This window comes from Flavihumibacter sp. CACIAM 22H1 (assembly GCF_001601815.1).
In the GTDB taxonomy this organism is placed as follows: domain Bacteria; phylum Bacteroidota; class Bacteroidia; order Chitinophagales; family Chitinophagaceae; genus Flavihumibacter.
Map to the genome: position 1 here is coordinate 1 of NZ_LUKG01000001.1, position 17,505 is coordinate 17,505.

A 17,505-nucleotide genomic window follows, 5' to 3' on the forward strand; every position below is an offset into this window, starting at 1 on the left:
ACCACGCTCAGGTCATCCAATACCCAGAAGGCCCTGCCCTGCGTAGCTACCACAAGATCGTTGTCTTTAATAGTAAGGTCTGTGATTGGAACTTCGGGCAAATTCAATTGGAATTTCTTCCAGTTTAAACCATCGTCATAACTGATATACATCCCATATTCTGTACCTGCATACAACAAACCATCTCTTTTTTTATCGGCCCGCATTACCCGGGTAAAATGCAGTGGTTCAATTCCTTTGGTAATCAGCGTCCATGTTTTGCCATAGTCGGTTGTTTGGTAGATATAGGGACTAAAATCATCTAGCTTGTAGCGAGTTCCGGTAATATATGCCACGCCTTTTTTAGTGGGATGTGTTTCAATAGCGTTCCACATCATCCATTTTGGTGCAGTTGCAGGTGTTACATTGGCCCAGTTTTTACCGCCGTCTTTACTGATATGTATCAGCCCATCATCCGAACCGGTCCACAGAAGATGTTTTTCCAGGCTGCTTTCTACGGCAGTAAAGATGGTACAGTAATATTCTACCGAGGTATTATCTTTTGTAATAGGGCCGCCGCTGGGGCCTTGTTTTGATTTATCATTCGTTGTTAAATCAGGAGAAATTTGTTCCCAGCTGGCTCCTTCATTTTCTGTAACAAAAAGAGCATTTCCTGCACAATACAGGCGCTTGGGATTATGCGGCGAAAAGAAGATCGGGAAATTCCATTGGAAACGATATTTCAATACATCAGCCCCGGCTCCCATCGGGTTATCGGGCCAAACTGTTATAGCCCTGTTTTCCCCGGTTTTATGATCTAACCTGGACAAATACCCGCCGTAATTACCGCCATATACAATATCCGGGTTCAAGGGGTCAGCCACTACATATCCGCTTTCAAAACCAGCCGTTTCTTCCCAGTCGTTCTCTGAAATAACCGAACCGTAGGTTCTATGTTTGATGCGTATGGTGGTATTGTCCTGCTGGGCGCCTAAAATCCGGTAGGGAAAACTGTTATCGGTGCTTACCCGGTAAATTTGGGCAGTTGGCTGGTTCATATAACTGCTCCAACTGGAACCGCCATCATAACTAACCTGTCCGCCGCCATCGTCTGCCACAATCATACGATTGGGATCATGGGGATCGATCCATAGATCGTGGTGATCACTATGGGGTGTACGGATTCCCTGAAAGGTTTTTCCACCATCGCGGCTTCGCATCAAACCCACATTGGGTGCATATACCAGGTTTTCGTCTTTCGGATCAATAAACAATTTGGTATAATACCAGGCTCTTTGACGGATATTATTATCGCTGCTGGTCAGGCTCCAGGTTTTGCCGGCATCTGTACTGGTGTACAAACCACCTTTTTCATTTTCAATCAATGCCATTACTTTATCGGGGTTGGAAGCAGCAATAGCCACCCCGGTTATACCCCATACACCTTTAGGCAATCCTTTTGCAGTAGTAATATTGGTCCAGCTTTCTCCCCCATCTGTCGATTTCCACAGGCCGCTACCTTCGCCACCACTTTCCATACTATAAGGGGTGCGGATTACCCGCCAGGTGCCGGCAAACAGGATGGATGGATTGGTAGGATCCATTACCAGGTCGCTTACACCTGTTTGCGCATTAACAAATAAGGTTCTTTTCCAGGTTTTACCGCCGTCGGTTGATTTATATACACCGCGCTCCTGGTTGGGTCCGAATAAATGCCCGATTACACCAGCCCACACAATGTCTGGATTTTTAGGGTGTACCAGAATACGGATAATATGCCGGCCGTCTTTCAAGCCTAAATTCCGCCAGGTTCTACCTGCATCGTCAGAACGCCAGATGCCTCCCAATCCTTCGGCCACATTTCCCCGGAGCGTATTTTCTCCTTCACCTACATACATAATCTGTTCATCACTGGGTGCAATAGCAATGGCACCAATATTGGCGATATTGTATTTATCAGAAATATTCTTCCAATTATTACCCCCATCGGTAGTTTTCCAAAGTCCACCACCCGTGGCACCCATATAAAAGGTTTGCCGGTTGGATACGGAACCTGTTACAGCCGCCGAACGGCCACCCCGCCAGGGGCCGATTAACCGGTATTGAGTAGTGGTAAACAAGAGGGAATCTGCTGTACCTGTAGCAGTTGGTGCAGTTGGTTTCTTCCTTTGTGCCTGTACCAGCAGGGCAGGGAACAAACAGGCTACTAACAATATATTTCTCATCCTACAAATTAAACAAAAAAATGGCCGGTCAGCGCTTGCCAACCAGCCATTTATACCTGGAAACAAAAAACTATTTTCCTGCAGGGTCGGTCAGCACAGGTGGCTTAACGCCTTCTTTTGCCATAGCCTGTTTAACTTTTTCTGCATATTGTTTATTAATGGATACGTGTTTTGCCTGTGCTGCTGAAAGTTGGCCACGAATTACCTGAATTCGTTCCTGTTGCAGATTGCTTGGTCTTGCTTCGTTTCCGGTTACGGTAATATAGAGTTCGGTTAACCGTTCTCTCAATTGTTCTTCATCTGCAAAAATACTGGTTTGTTTGGTGGCCAGTAAACCGCTCCTCAATTCCTCCAGTGAACTATTATAGGTTTTCAATAGTTTTTTCACTTTTTCACTTTTGATCTTATCACCGTTTTCTTTGAGCAGTTTCTGTTCCGCATTTACTTCTTCAATAAGTGTATTCAGTTCTTTTTGCAGGTTATACAATTCCATGGATGCTTTGTGCTGTGCCAGGCGGTCGTCGGCGGTATAACCGGTATTGTTTTGATCATGTACCAATACCAATGGCTGCTTGTATTCTTCTTTCCCTACAATCAGTTTAAGCGTATAGGTGCCGGGTAATACCTGGGGGGCAACCATACTTCCCCGATCCATTTTAGTTCCGCCGGCAACCGATTTATTAGGGGTCATGCGCTGATTCCAGTACACTTTATTTACACCTTTACGTTTGGATCCGGGCATGGATTGCACCAGCTGTCCTTTCTCGTCATAAATTTCCAGTTTCACATCACCGGTCATGATCCGGTCTTTCAGGTAATATTGAATGGGCGGAATGCCGGCCGGATTTCCTGCCGACCAGCCACCTGTGGGCGGAAAGCCGCCGCTTCCAAACTGGCCATCGCGGATGGGTTGCGGATCCTGCGCAAAAATATGTACGGGTTTATTGGCAATTTCGCCCGCTAAATCGCGCATAGGTCGAATATCATCCACTACAATTATTCCCCTGCCATGGGTTCCCAGTAATAAATCGTGCGTTTTTGGATGAATAGCGATGTCGCGTACCAGTGCATACTCTGGAATCCGGTTTTTCATACGGAACCACTCACGCCCACCTGTAACCGAAGCAAACATACCCATTTCAGTACCGGCAAATAAGAGGTCTTTATTTACCAGGTCTTCTTTTATTTTATGGGCAAACCCAGTAAATTCATCGCTTTTAAAAAGCGTCCAGGTTTTTCCCATATCGGAAGATTTTGCCAGGTAGGTTTTATGATCACCGTACATATGATTATCAAAACTGGCATAGATGACCTGTTTATCGAACCGGGATGGTTCTACGCTGCTAACCCAGGTTTGCGCAGGAATACCTGCTGCTGCCACATTTGCGGCAACATTGGTCCAGCTTTTACCGCCGTCTGTAGTGTATTGCAGGTTACCGTCGTCTGTACCAACCCAGATGATGTTTTCATCCAATGGAGATTCTGAAATGGTAAAAATGGTGGTATGGTTTTCGGCAGATGTATTATCGGCACTGAGGCCACCACTGTTTTCCTGCTCTTGTTTTTTCTTATCATTGGTGGTTAGATCGGGCGAAATACGGGTCCAGTTGGTGCCTTTATCGGTACTCTTAAACAGGTATTGCGCGCCGGTGTAAAGATTACCGGGGTTTTTCAATCCTACGTGAATAGGCGTGTTCCAGTTCCAACGAAGTTTATCGTCTTTTGCGCCTGCCTGTGGTTTTATGGAAACAGATTTTAGCGTACGCAGGTCAACCCTCGACATATTTCCACCCTGGTATTCGGCATAGGCAATATTGGGGTCGGTAAGATCAGGTACGGTCCAGAAGCCGTCTCCACCATATATGGCAGTCCAGTCGCCATTATTTACGCCATTGGGTTTGGCAGAAGGTGCGTACCAGGATCCATTGTCTTGCAGGCCACCAAAAATATTATACGGCTCTTTATTATCAACTGCTACATGGTAAAATTGTCCAACGGGTAAATTGGATACAAATATCCAGGTAACGCCTCTGTCGAGGCTGATATATACGCCCCCGTCTGTACCTAAATACAATTGATTCGTATTATTCGGATTGATCCACAATGCATGGTGATCGGAATGTACCCAGCCACCGTCGCCGGAGGCTTCCGCAAAGGAATACCCGCCATCGTCGGAATAGGAAAAAGAGAAGGCAGGCCGATACACCCGTTTCGGATCTTTCGGATCAATTACCAGGGTACTGAAATAAAAAGGGCGCGATACCACATTGAGGGTAGCGCTTTGTTCTTTCCAGTTTTCACCGCCGTCTTTGGATATATACAACTTGGTATCCTTGGCTTCTACAATCGCAATTAAATTCTCCGGAGCGCTGGGTGCCAATGCCAATGCGGTACGTCCGAATGGTTTAGGGGGCAATCCATTGCTTAACTCTTTCCAGGTTTTTCCACCATCGGTTGATTTGTAGATGCCGGAACCTTTACCACCGGAATTAAACAAATAAGGCAGGCGGCGAAACTCCCAGGTAGTAGCATAGACGATATTCGGATTAGCGGGATCAAGGCTAACATCGGCGCAACCGGCTTTATCGGAAATATAGAGGGCTTTGGTCCAGGTTTTTCCGCCATCGGTTGATTTATACAAGCCACGATGTTCACTATCATTCCAAAGCGGGCCTGGTGCTGCTACGAATACCGTGTTGGGATTAGCGGGGTCAATAACAATTTTGGAAATATGCTCCGTACTGTCCAGTCCTATTTTGGTCCAGTTATCACCTCCATCGGTCGACTTGTATAAACCATTGCCGATGGAAACGGAATTGCGCATATTACTTTCGCCGGTACCGGCATAAACTATGGAAGGTTTTGACTGATCAATGGCCAGCGCGCCAATACTCTGGCAATAACGATCGAAAATTGGTTTGAAAGATGCACCGGCATTGGTTGTTTTCCAGATACCCCCACCAGCCGTGCCGATATAAATTGTTTTACCGTCTTTATTAACGCCTTCAATGGCAGTAATTCTTCCACTCATAGTGCCTGGTCCAAGCCACCTGGCTTCCAGCATACCAAAGGTAGAAGAATTGACACCCGATTGGGCGAAGGAAATTATAGCAGATACAGATCCTACAAACAGGAGCGCGATTTTTTTCATTTGCTGTGTTTTGGTCAGGAATGAAAAAGCCCGGCAGAACCGGGCTTTTCAGTTGCTTTATTTTGCCGGTTGGAAAAGGGTGGCGGGAACTTCTTTATTGATGGAGACTTTACTGATTACCATATCGGCGTTCATGCCTGGCCCGAGTGGCACGCTGATGGTCATAGGTACAGAAATTCCTTCCGGTAGTTTCTGGTAGTTGCTATATCCGGTTGTCATTTCCATTTCCTGCCCGTTTACTTCCTGTTTGGCGGTTGATTTGATCAGCAGGTAGCTCGAAGGATCGATGTAATACGTAGTAACTTTTCCACCTTTCAGGTTCAGTTTAAGTTTCAGGCATTCTGTTCCTTCCACATCTTCTTTACCAAGGAATTCAATGGTATGTCCTTTTGCTTTGTAATCAACTAATGCACCCTGGGTATCAAGTTCATCGGCGCCTTTTTTTACCATTTCTTCTGTCATAGGTTCTACATTCTGCTGCCCCTGCACCGGCATAAACATCCAACCTGCGGTGGGGGTCATAATAATATAGTTCTGCTGCCCCATGATGGTAAGGTCTTGCCGGCTGCCGGTATTGTGTACCGCTGTGGTGGTTACGGCAATATCAATTCCCTGGAAAGACATATTACCTTCCATGATCACTGATTTCACTTTTTTCCAATTCTCTTTTCCGCCAATAGCTTCAATATGTTTATTGGCCACTTCCTCCGCCGTTTGCGAAAAACCGGAGATGGTTCCTAATAAAGAAGCTCCTAAAAATGCAAGTTTCAACGCTTTCATGTGTTTCTGTTTAATGTGTAGTTGGTATTAATTTGAGTGGTTATTCCGGTTTATATAACTTCGGATCGACTGTTTTGTTTACCTCGATCTTTTCATAGATGGTTTCGCCTCCCATTCCGTTGCGTTTAACAGTAAAAGGAAAAATAAAACCTTCCGGGGTAGCTTTATAATCAGCAAAATCAGTGATCAGTTCCTGGGGCTGTGCTCCCTGGTTAGCTCCCTGCCTTCTTTGTCCGCCCCCCATCAGCCCGGCCCCTTTTCTAATTTCGCGCATCGGAAGATAGGTTGCCGCATCCAGATAATACGTTATTTCATTCCCATTTTTCAGGGTAAGCTTAATTTTAAAGGCATCTTTGCCGTTAATGGTTTCTTTTCCTTCCAACACAGCCTGGTGTCCTTTTGCAGCATAATTATAGAGTGGCCCTGTTATATCAAGTTCTGTTTGAGCTGCCTTGTAGCGTTCTTCCGGCATGGGTTCAAATTTTCCGCCATTCCGGGGGTTGGATATCCAGCCGCCCTGGTCGGTTAGCAGTACCGAAATGCTGCCCATCCCGAAACTGATCTCAGACCGCATCAGTTTTTGATCGACCTTGGTTAGTTTCGAGATGATTTCGTTCCCGTTTCCGGCAATGGAAACTCCTTCCAGGTAAACCGACTGAAGGGTTTGTAGTTTTTCTTTGCCACCCAGGGCTTTTTCATATCCTTCCAGTACATCCACAACGGTTTGTGCCTGTACCGTAAGCAGCCCGAAAACCAAACAGGCGAGTAATGTAAAAGCAGGACCTTTCAGCATGTTGTAAGCTTGAGTCAGTAAATTTGGATCAAATGTAACCGGTATTTTTTCTATTAGATGCCCGATCATCCAATTCATTACAGGTTAACCATCAGTTTCTAGTTTTTTTGTGGTTCTTGGGTATATTGTGTTGCTAAGCCAGCACAATATGGAAAAAATCCTACAGGGGAATCTGATAGATATACCCAATAGAACCATTTATTTCGCGGAATTACACCTGGAGGGTCCGCGCATCCGCGAAATTCGCTGTCTTTCCGAAAATCCGAATACTGCGGCCGCTTATATATGCCCGGGTTTTGTGGATGCCCATGTGCATATTGAAAGTTCCCTGCTTGTACCGTCTGAATTTGCAAAACTGGCTGTGGCGCATGGAACGGTGGCCACCATTTCTGACCCCCATGAAATTGCGAATGTTTGCGGGGTGGAAGGGGTGGATTTTATGATCCGCAACGGGCAACAGGTGCCGTTCAAATTTCATTTTGGCGCGCCTAGCTGTGTGCCGGCAACCCGTTTTGAAACAGCCGGCGCCGAGCTCGATGCCCTTGCCGTTCGTCAGCTCCTGGAACGAAAAGACATTTATTACCTGAGTGAAATGATGAATTTTCCAGGCGTTTTGAACAGGGATCCGGAAGTGATGGCAAAAATTGCCGCTGCCCGTGAATTAGGTAAGCCGGTTGATGGGCACGCCCCCGGCCTGAGAGGGGATGAAGCCGCCCGTTATATTGCCGGTGGTATGAGCACCGATCACGAATGCTTCAGTTATGAAGAAGGCCTGGATAAACTACAGCAGGGCATGAAAATTCTGATCAGGGAAGGAAGCGCTGCTAAAAATTTTGATGCACTCATCGAATTGCTCCGAAGCCATCCTGATAAAATTATGTTTTGCAGCGATGACAAACACCCCGACAGCCTGCTATTGGGGCATATCAACCAGCTTTGCGCAAGAGCCCTGCGAAAGGAAATCGATTTGTTCGATATCCTCCGAGCAGCCTGTATTAACCCGGTAGAACATTATAAAATGGACCTGGGGTTATTGCGGGAAGGCGACTGGGCTGATTTTGTTTTACTACGTGATCTCAGCAGGTTTGAGGTCGAAGCTACCTGGATCAACGGCGAATGTGTATATGCAGACGGGGTAAGCCGGATTGCCTCGGTGGAAACCTCCCCTATCAACCAGTTTAACTGCACAGAAATTAGCGTGGAGGACCTGAAAGTAACTACAGATTCTTACTTATACCCCGCCATCATAGCCTATGACGGGCAACTAATAACCGGGTCTAAAGAAATGGGCGCTATGGACCTGTTGCGCAAGGCTGGTAATTTTGTAAGCAACCCGGCTACCGACTGTTTGAAAATTGTGGTCGTAAACCGGTACCGGAAAGCGCCGCCCGCGAAAGCATTTATCTGTGGAATGGGCTTAAAAAAAGGAGCCATCGCTTCTTCAGTGGCGCATGATTCTCATAATATTATTGCAGTAGGCGCAGACGATGATTCTATCCTGGAAGCAATTAACCTGGTGATCCGGGAAAAAGGCGGGCTGAGTTGTGTTACGCCGGCTGAATCGGCGGTGTTAGCTTTGCCGGTAGCCGGATTGATGAGTACCGACGACGGGTACGATGTAGCGGCTTCCTATACCGAGCTGGACAGGCTGGCAAAATCACTCGGCAGTCAGCTGGCGGCGCCCTTCATGACCCTGTCTTTTATGGCGCTGCTGGTTATACCGGCGCTCAAGCTCTCCGATCGCGGTCTTTTTGACGGTAGCAGCTTCCGGTTTCTCTGATTTCCTGTGTAGCATATTTACCGACAAAAAACCGGGCTTTACCGAGAATCTGCTGGAAGTGGCAGGAAACTGCTTGTATACCGGGCAGGCGGACTGTAGTTTTACTTAAAATCTGAAAACAATGGGTAGATATAGAAGAAACCGGGGCAATGGCCCCTGCCGCGGAAACAAACAGAGCCGGTATATTTTTGGAATTTTGCTGGTAGTTATTGGCGGACTGTTATTCGCCAGCAAAGCCGGGGTATTCATACCTACCTGGATCTTTTCCTGGCCAATGATCCTGATTGCAGTTGGATTAGCCATCGGTATCAGTCATAAATTCAGGGGTACCGGTTGGCTCTGGCCCCTCGCTATTGGTGCTTTTTTCCTGGCGGATAAAGCGTTTCCCCAATTTTTTCCAAGAGAATTTTTCTGGCCGGTGATGCTGGTACTGGGCGGGCTCTTCCTGATTTTCCGGCCCCGGCATTGGGATAACAACAGGGCGGCAGCGGTGGCATCCGCAATTCTGGAAGAAGACCCAGCTGCCAGCACCGTCAATGAAAAATTGAATGAATCGAGCGTGTTTGGCAGCATCCGTAAAAATATCCTGACCAAAAACTTCGGCGGTGGTGAGGTATCTACCGTATTCGGAAGCGCAGAGATCAACCTGTCTCAGGCCGATTTTGACCTGCCACCCAAGCTGGAACTGAATGCAGTTTTTGGCAGCATCCGGTTAATCATTCCATCACACTGGCAATTGAAAATGGAAAATAATTCGGTACTGGGCAGCGTGGAAGACCAACGCCCCAAACACACCATTTTCTCGGATAAAATTCTTTATGTAGAAGCCAATGCAGTTTTTGGTGGCATTGAGATCTCCAACTTCTAAGCCCTAACCATTAAACCATCCTTATGTCTTATTACCTGGCAACCATTTGCTATGAAATTATATGCGGAGAGGGTAAGCATACTCCCCAGTTTGAAGAACAAGTGCGCCTGCTCGACGCAGGTACCAGGGAACAAGCTATGCAGGCCGCACAGGAAATCGGGAATCAGGAACTGCTAAGCTGGCAATATAACCAGGCCACGAAAGTGGAATGGAAATTCCTCGGAATAAAAGAGCTTTCCTGCCTGCCCGATTTATTTCACGGTGCAGAGCTGTACCAGCAACATCATGAAATTGAACATGCCGATGGCTACCGGAATTATATAAAAGACAAAACCATTCAACTACAACGCAAACCGGATTATGCCATCCATTCCATTTAATAACAGATCTCTGCTGTTGCTTTGCAGTGTCTTTATTTACCTGATATGGCAAATCAATTTCTTTGCCCTGCTCAGTAATGGCTATAATTTTTCCATCAGTGCAACAGAATCACTGCTAAATGCCCTGCTGCTGGTTTTTATAACGGTTACTCTTAAGCGAATTTTTAAATTTTATACACCCAATGCCACCGGGTTTTGGATTGCCATTACTTTAACAGCCGGCTTATCCAGCTTGCTTCCGGTTGCAGCCAAACTATTGCTGGAATCCATGATCCCCGATAACCCTGCTTATATCAGCATGCTGAATGCTACCATGCAGATAAGGATTGGTTTTTCCATGATTACGGTTTCCAGTATCCTGGTACTGATCTTATTATTTAATATGCTGCAAAAAGCATCGGCTGAAAAAAAGCAGCGGAATGAAATCCAGCAACTGGCAACGGAAGCTGAGTTATTCAAATTGCGGCAGCAATTGCAACCGCATTTTTTATTCAACAGCCTCAATTCTATCAATGCCTTAATCGGAACACGCCCGCAGGAAGCACGCCATATGACAGAGCAACTGGCTTCCTTCCTACGCGGAACCATACACCAGAAAGAAGATAAACTGATAGAACTTAGCAATGAAATAGACCAGATTAACCGCTACCTGCAAATAGAAAAACTACGGTTTGGGCACCGGCTGCAGGTATTTATACATCGGGATGAAAACGATGCCCGTGCTATTATTCCACCGCTGCTTTTACAACCCCTGGTTGAAAATGCGATTAAGTTCGGACTGTATGAAACCACCGATGCGGTTGAGATTGAGATAACTACCCGGCTGAGAGAAAAACATCTATATATTACTGTTAGTAACCCCTTTGACCCCGAAACGCCTGCCCGAAAAACCGGAACCGGTTTTGGCCTTAGTTCTGTTCAACGAAGACTGTACCTGCTTTTTGGAAGAACCGACCTGTTGCAGGTAAAACAGGAAAATAATTTATTCATAACAACTGTAATCATTCCACAATTATATGCTGAAAGTACTGATAATAGATGATGAACCCCTGGCCTGTTTGCTGGTACAGGAGTACCTGGCTGCTTTTCCGCAAATGCAGGTGGTGGGTATTTGTCATGATGGCTTCAGCGGATTAAAAGCCATTCAGCAAGAGGAACCTGACCTTATTTTTCTTGACATCCAGATGCCCCGTATCAATGGCTTTGAAATGCTGGAACTCCTGGAAAAACAACCGGCAGTAATTTTTACCACGGCTTTTGACGAGTATGCTATGAAAGCATTTGATCAACATGCGGTGGATTATTTACTAAAACCCTATAGCCTGGAGCGATTTCAGAAAGCTGTTCAAAAATACCTGTCACAGCAACATCACCTACCTAATGAAGCCTTGCTTACGAGCGCCAGTTTATCGCCCCAGCAACAAGACCGCATTGTTATTAAAGACAATGCCACTATCCGCATTATTCCGGTGAACCAGGTACATTATATTGAGGCGGCCGATGATTATATCAAAATTTTTACGGCAGATGGAAGCTGGCTGAAAAATAAAACCATGGCGGCCATGGAGCAACAGTTACCAGTGCATCAGTTTGTACGCATTCATCGCTCCTACCTCGTGAACGTACAGGAAATCAGCCAGCTCTTTCCTATGGAAAAGGAGAGCTACACTGCAATTCTTAAGAATAAAAAGCAGTTGCCTGTTAGTAAAAGCGGGTACCAGAAACTGAAAGAAAAGCTGGGTATCTAGGCTTCATTTCCCAACCAGAGCGCCCCCCCGATGCTGTTGCGGGTGGCGCCGGTTACGGATGCCAGTACCGTGTACTCTTCTCTCCACCTTAATACCCCCATCAAGGCCATGATAATGGCTTCCTTGAATTCTACCAACAATCGGTCGGGTACCACCAGGTTTACCTGTAGGTCTGCCAACTGATCCTGCAGGCAATTAACCAGAAAACTATTCAGGGCGCCTCCACCAGTTACCAGCAGGGTTTTTCCGGCAGGGTCAATACCCTCTTTTACTGCTACCCGGGCAATATCTGTAGCAATTTGTGCGGCAATATGTTTAACGTAGGTATGTAATGCATCGGGCAGGGGTAGTTCCAACCTTTTAATCAGCGGGTAAACTTCATCGGTTCCAAATGCGTTTGCGAGTGATTTCGGGTAGCTGAGCTGATAATACGGTAGCTGGTTGAGTTTTTCCAGCAAACCGGCATTTTCTGTGCCGGCAGCTGCTATTTTTCCATTTTCATCAAAAGCAAGGCCTGCATCGGCAGCCAGCATATTTAGTACGCGGTTGGCGGCACAGGAATCAAAAGCAATGATCCGATCGTTGCGGTGAACCGATAAATTGGCAATACCGCCTAAATTCAGCAGAAAGGTATAGTCGCCGAACAGGAGTTTTTCGCCAACTGGTACAATCGGTGCACCTTGTCCGCCAAACGCTATATCCATGGCCCGCAGGTCACTGATCACCGGCAGCCCTGTTTCTGCGGCAATGGCCGCTCCATCTCCAAGTTGGGCCGTCATACCTGCTGCGGGCATATGGAAACTGGTATGCCCGTGAGACGCTATCATATGCACTTTATGCTCTAGTCCGTGTGCTTCAATAAACCGATTTACCAATTGGCCGGTTAAATGCCCGTAAGCGCTGTGCAGCAGCAGGTAATCCGCTGCTGAAAGAGCGGTGCAATTCCGTAGTTTTTCTTCCCATTCGGGGGTATACGCATAGGTTGTTGCCTGCAGCAGTTCCATAGACCATTTACCGCCAGTGGCATGAAACTGTACAAAAGCAATATCCAGCCCGTCCAGGGAGCTACCACTCATCAATCCGATAACATTATAGACCATTCTCAAAAAAGTTTTTGATTTACCCGGCAGCCCTTTAGATTTGTCGGGCGGGTGCAAATTACAACGATTGACACCGGCAGAAAAATTGGATAATCATGGTGGTTAATTTAAGCAAGCACTACTCCCTACTCTGCGATTTCGTAAGTGAGCTGCGAAACGTACAGATTCAGACAGACAGAATGCGGTTTCGCCGTAATCTTGAACGAATTGGGGAAGTAGCGGCTTATGAAATCAGCAAACATATGGCCCATGTACAGGTAGAAACACCTACCCCTATGGGCAGTTCCAATTGTAAATTATTGCAGGAACAGCCAGTATTGGCCACCATCCTGCGGGCAGGCCTACCCCTTCACCAGGGATTGCTGAATTATTTTGACAAGGCCGATAATGCCTTTATCTCAGCGTACCGGAAACACCATGCCGATGGTAGTTTTGAAATCAGCATGGAATATGTATCGAGCCCCGACCTGGAGGATCGTATACTGATTATTTCTGATCCGATGCTGGCAACCGGCGCTTCCCTGGTTAAAACCATCCAGTTTTTACGCGAGGAAGGCAAACCCAAAGAAGTTCATATTGTGTGCGCTATTGCATGTACCGTTGGAATTGAGTATGTTCACCGCAACGAACCCAATGTAAGGATCTGGTGTGGTGCCATCGACGAAGAATTAACCGCCAAAAGCTATATTGTGCCGGGGCTGGGAGATGCCGGCGACCTGGCATTTGGCAATAAACAGCAGGCCTAGCCAAAATAATTACCTGTCATTGGGCATTTTTTGTATTTTACCTTTCCTATTATGAGAATTTTTGTTGGAATACTGCTTCTGTTGGGATGGAATGCTTCTCCGTTATTTGCCCAGGACCCGCACTTTTCGCAATTTTTCGCCTCGCCCATGACCTTAAACCCCGCTTATACCGGGAAATTTAACGGCATAATACGAGCGGCCGGAAATTACCGGGATCAATGGCCGGCCATTAGTAAAGCCTTTGTAACCTCTACGCTATCACTGGACGCCCCCCTGCTGAAAGGCCGTTTGAATAATGATACCTGGGGTATTGGTGGTATGGCAATGACAGACCGCACAGCAAATGGTATCCTTACGTCTAATTACGTGGCTTTTTCCACGGCTTATCATAAATCACTGGACGAAGATGGCTTTCATCAACTGGGGCTTGGATTCCAGGGCGTTTATACGAGTAAACGGCTGGATGGCTCTCAATTGAATTTTGAAAATGAGCTGGCGCTGGACGGCACCTGGACAAATCCGAGTGGCGAGGCGGTGGATGGCACCCGCATCAACGTAAGTTATGTGGGCGTAAATGCCGGCCTTTTATACAGCGGATCTACCAACGGAGAGGATAATTTTTATTTCGGTGCATCAGTCTATCATATCAACCGGCCCAAAGAAAATTTCACCAACGGGTTTTATACCCTTCAGCCGAGGGTAACTATTCATGGCGGGGGCTATCTTCCGGTTGGACAAACCACCACCCTCCATATGTCGGCCCTGCACAGCCGCCAGGCAGGCGCTTTTGAAACCCTTTTGGGAGGGGCTGTTGCTTTTAACCTGAACGAAGATTTTGAGCGGCCGACGGCCTTTTATGCGGGTTCCTGGTATCGTTTTGGCGATGCACTGATCCCCTATATGGGTTTTGAATGGGCAGATTTTCGCCTGGGGGTTACCTATGATGTAAATACTTCTCAACTTAAAACAGCCTCTCAGCGCAGGGGTGGAATCGAAATTTCCCTGATCTATATTAAACGTCCTTCTGAGGGACAAAAAGAAATTCCCTGTCCCAAATTCTGATTCAGCTTTTTTCTGTCAGCAGAAAACGGTAAGGCAGGTCCTTGTCTTCCTGTGCATAATCAATGCCGATACGGGGTGTAATGCGGATGGCTTCGGGCCTGAACCCATCGTCCCAGATACTGATGCTATCATTCAGCAACAGGCCGGTATGGTGGGTGCTGATACCCAGGGCCTTTGCCACCAAACCCGGTCCCAAAGCTAGTTTTGCGCTCGGAACCGATGCAGTTTTTTTTAACCTGGCGCGGATAAGCGCCTCACCTTCCAGGGGTAGTATTGCCCGAATCAGCACAGCGTGGGGTATATCGGGCTGGTTGGTTACGATATTAAATAGATGATGGATGCCATAACAAAGATAAACATAGGCCGTTCCTGCCTGCGCATACATGATTTCCGTTCTTGAGGTACGCCGCCCCCCGTAAGCATGCGAGGCTTTATCGGTTACTCCCGCATAGGCTTCTGTTTCTATGATCCGGCCACTGGTAAGCCCATCGTCGAATCGGGTGCGGATAATTTTTCCGATCAGTGCGCGAGAAATTTCCACTACATCTGTACCGTCAAACCAGGAAAGCGGGAGTTTTGTCATCTTTTTGCGAATGGTCTAGGTTCAAAGTAATAAATTTAGGCGCTTAAACAACCCATATTGCTGAAAGAACTTATCATAGCTTTTGAATCCTTCTACAAGGCACATCATTTTATAGTACAGCATAAACTCTGGCGGTGGATTATTATTCCGGGAATAATTTATATGCTGCTTTTCATCACCGGCATGTTTTTTTTCATCAGTTCAGCCAACGATGCCGTAAATTATCTTACCAACCTGATTGGAATAGACAGGTGGTTACAGGAACAAAAAAGCGGCATCCTTAGTTTTTTATTCATGATGGGAGGCATAATGGTGCAGGTGCTGCTGGTATTTTTTTATTTCTCTTTTTTTAAATTCTTTTTCCTGATCGTAGGTTCGCCGGTATTTGCCTACCTCAGTGAAAAAACGGAATCCATATTGGAGGGGCGTGAATTTCCTTTCAGCTTTGCCCAGTTGATGAAAGATATTGTACGGGGTATTAAACTGGCCCTTCGTAACCTGCTCTGGCAATCGGTTTATACCGTTTCCATTTTATTGCTTTCCTTCATTCCTGTTGTTGGCTGGATTAGTCCGCTTATTTCTCTTTTTGTAGAATGTTATTACTATGGCTTTTCCATGGTGGATTATAGCTGTGAGCGAAGAAAATTATCCCCGGCAGAAAGCATTCGTTTTATCAGCGATCATAAAGGTTTGGCAATCGGAAACGGCTTGTTGTTTTACCTGATGCATGCGATCCCCTTTGTTGGCTGGGTACTGGCACCCTCTTATGCCGTAATTGCCGCAACACTAAGTTTTCGCGAAATGGATAAAAAATAAGTATGGCAAGTTCAGCACTTGGTTCTGTTTACCTTATTCCCTGTTACCTGGATGAGGAACACCTGGAGGTAATTCCGTCTTATGTACTGGAAGCAGTACAGCAATGCCAGGTTTTTTTTGTTGAAAATGAACGCACCGCCCGTCGATTTCTGAAAAGATGCTGGAAGGAAATGATCATTGACAATTACGATTGGTATGCGATTCATAAAGCCGAGCAGGAGGTTAAAGACCAGTTCCGCCAGCAGGTACAGCGGGGAAAAAATATCGGCATCCTGAGCGAAGCGGGCTGTCCGGGCATAGCAGATCCGGGGCAGCTTTTAGTAGCGGCAGCCCAGGAAATGGGGGCATTGGTTAAACCGCTGGTAGGCCCCAGTTCTATCCTGCTTGCGCTGATGGCAAGCGGTTTAAACGGTCAGCGTTTCCAGTTTCATGGCTACCTTCCTATTGATGCAGCTGCCCGCAATAAACTTATAAAGGAACTGGAGCAGGAAAGCCTGAAAAATGGCTGCACCCAGATTTTTATCGAAACCCCTTACCGGAATACTGCATTACTGGAAGCCTTTCTTCAGCAATGCCGCCCTGATACCAGGTTATGCATTGCAGCTGATATTACCGGTACCAATGAAACCATCCAAACCCGTACGGTACGCAACTGGCAAAAAAATAAGCCGGAGCTGCATAAGCGTCCGGCTGTATTCCTGTTAGGTGTTTAATATTATTGCGTGTTTTGCACTTTGGGTCGAATAGATTTTTCTTCGGGTTGTCCGTTCATTGACAAGATACTATCCACCACATATTTGGTATTTCCTCTCCAGGGTAAAGCACCCAGGTATTCTTTGTAATGCAGGTCAAATTGTTTGCCGCTGTTTTCCATAAGAGTGGTGGCAATTTGTGCATTTTCTACAGAAAATTCAAACTCGTAGGATTGGATACTACCGGCCATACCACCCCGAAAGCCACTCTGTATCAGCTTGCCCTCATAGGTTTTGAAGATATATCCTTTTTTAACCACGAAATTTAATTCGCCCGATTTAACGCCCTCCCCGAATACCCAATAAAAACGCCAGTAAAACAATCCTGCTCCGATTAGTACCAATGCAATAATCACGATTGAAAAAAACCTGCCCATAATGTTGATTTATATATGAAAATAATCATAATCCATATTTGTCGATCATATAAATCAATAAAGCCATATTAAGGGCACCCAAATCCATTTCTCTTTTGTTGACAGCTTCAAAAACATCGTTGCGGGCATGGTGCAGATCGAAGTAGCGGGAGCCATCCGGGCTTAATCCGGCTACCGGCGTTCCCAGGGCACGGTTCAGCGGACCAATATCAGCACCGCCCCCTCCATTGGCAAACTGGTATACTCCATAAGGTACAAACAGGGGTACCCAGGCGCGAATTTTTTCCAGCCTGTTTTGCTCCAGGGTAAAGCCGAACGAGCGGGGTGTAAATCCACCCGCATCACTTTCCAGGGCAAAAACATGT

15 protein-coding genes and 2 pseudogenes are annotated in these 17,505 nt (G+C 46.4%); 9 read left to right on the forward strand and 8 right to left on the reverse strand.

The window, feature by feature from the left end:
- The 4 genes and pseudogenes from A1D16_RS00005 to A1D16_RS00020 all read right to left on the reverse strand — a co-directional run.
- Positions 1–2,204 (reverse strand): annotated as a pseudogene (locus tag A1D16_RS00005) (hypothetical protein); the annotation flags it as partial.
- 70 nt (positions 2,205–2,274) lie between these two features.
- Positions 2,275–5,355 (reverse strand): hypothetical protein, encoded by a 3,081-nt coding sequence (locus tag A1D16_RS00010; protein ID WP_290706458.1) that lies wholly within the window; start codon positions 5,353–5,355, stop codon positions 2,275–2,277.
- Positions 5,356–5,412: 57 nt separating this feature from the next.
- On the reverse strand, positions 5,413–6,135 hold the full coding sequence (locus tag A1D16_RS00015; protein WP_290706460.1) for a hypothetical protein: 723 nt from the start codon (positions 6,133–6,135) through the stop codon (positions 5,413–5,415).
- Between the two features lie 40 nt (positions 6,136–6,175).
- Positions 6,176–6,928 (reverse strand): hypothetical protein, encoded by a 753-nt coding sequence (locus A1D16_RS00020; RefSeq protein WP_290706462.1) that lies wholly within the window; start codon positions 6,926–6,928, stop codon positions 6,176–6,178.
- A gap of 148 nt (positions 6,929–7,076) precedes the next feature.
- Here A1D16_RS00020 and ade point away from each other — a divergent pair, with 148 nt between their 5' ends.
- The 5 genes from ade (at position 7,077) to A1D16_RS00045 (ending at position 11,704) form a co-directional block, all read left to right on the forward strand.
- Entirely contained in the window at positions 7,077–8,708 is a 1,632-nt protein-coding gene (ade, locus tag A1D16_RS00025; RefSeq protein WP_290706464.1) for an adenine deaminase, read from the forward strand.
- Positions 8,709–8,829: 121 nt separating this feature from the next.
- Entirely contained in the window at positions 8,830–9,576 is a 747-nt protein-coding gene (locus A1D16_RS00030) for a DUF5668 domain-containing protein (RefSeq protein WP_290706466.1), read from the forward strand.
- A 23-nt stretch (positions 9,577–9,599) separates the two neighbouring features.
- Positions 9,600–9,956: a DUF4288 domain-containing protein gene (locus A1D16_RS00035; protein ID WP_290706468.1), complete on the forward strand. Its 357-nt coding sequence runs from the start codon at positions 9,600–9,602 to the stop codon at positions 9,954–9,956.
- Positions 9,937–10,998 (forward strand): histidine kinase, encoded by a 1,062-nt coding sequence (locus tag A1D16_RS00040; protein WP_290706471.1) that lies wholly within the window; start codon positions 9,937–9,939, stop codon positions 10,996–10,998. The genes A1D16_RS00035 and A1D16_RS00040 overlap by 20 nt, the downstream gene beginning before the upstream one ends.
- A complete protein-coding gene (locus A1D16_RS00045; RefSeq protein WP_290706473.1) occupies positions 10,973–11,704 on the forward strand; it encodes a LytTR family DNA-binding domain-containing protein in 732 nt (243 codons plus the stop codon). Before A1D16_RS00040 ends, A1D16_RS00045 begins: the two co-directional genes overlap by 26 nt.
- Here the strand turns inward: A1D16_RS00045 and A1D16_RS00050 are convergent.
- Entirely contained in the window at positions 11,701–12,804 is a 1,104-nt protein-coding gene (locus A1D16_RS00050) for an anhydro-N-acetylmuramic acid kinase (RefSeq protein ID WP_290706475.1), read from the reverse strand. The two genes, A1D16_RS00045 and A1D16_RS00050, sit on opposite strands and share 4 nt — an antisense overlap.
- 95 nt (positions 12,805–12,899) lie before the next feature.
- Here A1D16_RS00050 and upp point away from each other — a divergent pair, with 95 nt between their 5' ends.
- Positions 12,900–13,550 carry a uracil phosphoribosyltransferase gene (gene upp, locus A1D16_RS00055; RefSeq protein WP_290706477.1) on the forward strand — a complete coding sequence of 217 codons (651 nt, stop codon included), beginning with the start codon at positions 12,900–12,902 and terminating at the stop codon, positions 13,548–13,550.
- A gap of 51 nt (positions 13,551–13,601) precedes the next feature.
- Positions 13,602–14,612, forward strand: coding sequence for a PorP/SprF family type IX secretion system membrane protein (locus A1D16_RS00060; protein ID WP_290706479.1), 1,011 nt, complete (start codon positions 13,602–13,604; stop codon positions 14,610–14,612).
- 1 nt (position 14,613) lies between these two features.
- Here the strand turns inward: A1D16_RS00060 and A1D16_RS00065 are convergent, their stop codons facing one another.
- Positions 14,614–15,195: a DNA-3-methyladenine glycosylase gene (locus tag A1D16_RS00065; protein ID WP_290706481.1), complete on the reverse strand. Its 582-nt coding sequence runs from the start codon at positions 15,193–15,195 to the stop codon at positions 14,614–14,616.
- Between the two features lie 57 nt (positions 15,196–15,252).
- Here A1D16_RS00065 and A1D16_RS00070 point away from each other — a divergent pair, with 57 nt between their 5' ends.
- Together A1D16_RS00070 and A1D16_RS00075 are read left to right on the forward strand one after the other, a co-directional pair.
- Complete coding sequence (locus tag A1D16_RS00070; RefSeq protein WP_290706483.1) at positions 15,253–16,011, forward strand: EI24 domain-containing protein; 759 nt, start codon at positions 15,253–15,255, stop codon at positions 16,009–16,011.
- Positions 16,012–16,013: 2 nt separating this feature from the next.
- Complete coding sequence (locus A1D16_RS00075; protein ID WP_290706485.1) at positions 16,014–16,724, forward strand: SAM-dependent methyltransferase; 711 nt, start codon at positions 16,014–16,016, stop codon at positions 16,722–16,724.
- 2 nt (positions 16,725–16,726) lie between these two features.
- On the opposite strand, the gene A1D16_RS00080 is transcribed toward A1D16_RS00075, so the two are convergent.
- Entirely contained in the window at positions 16,727–17,140 is a 414-nt protein-coding gene (locus A1D16_RS00080) for a hypothetical protein (RefSeq protein ID WP_290706487.1), read from the reverse strand.
- 25 nt (positions 17,141–17,165) lie between these two features.
- Positions 17,166–17,505 (reverse strand): annotated as a pseudogene (locus tag A1D16_RS00085) (peptidase M28 family protein); the annotation flags it as partial.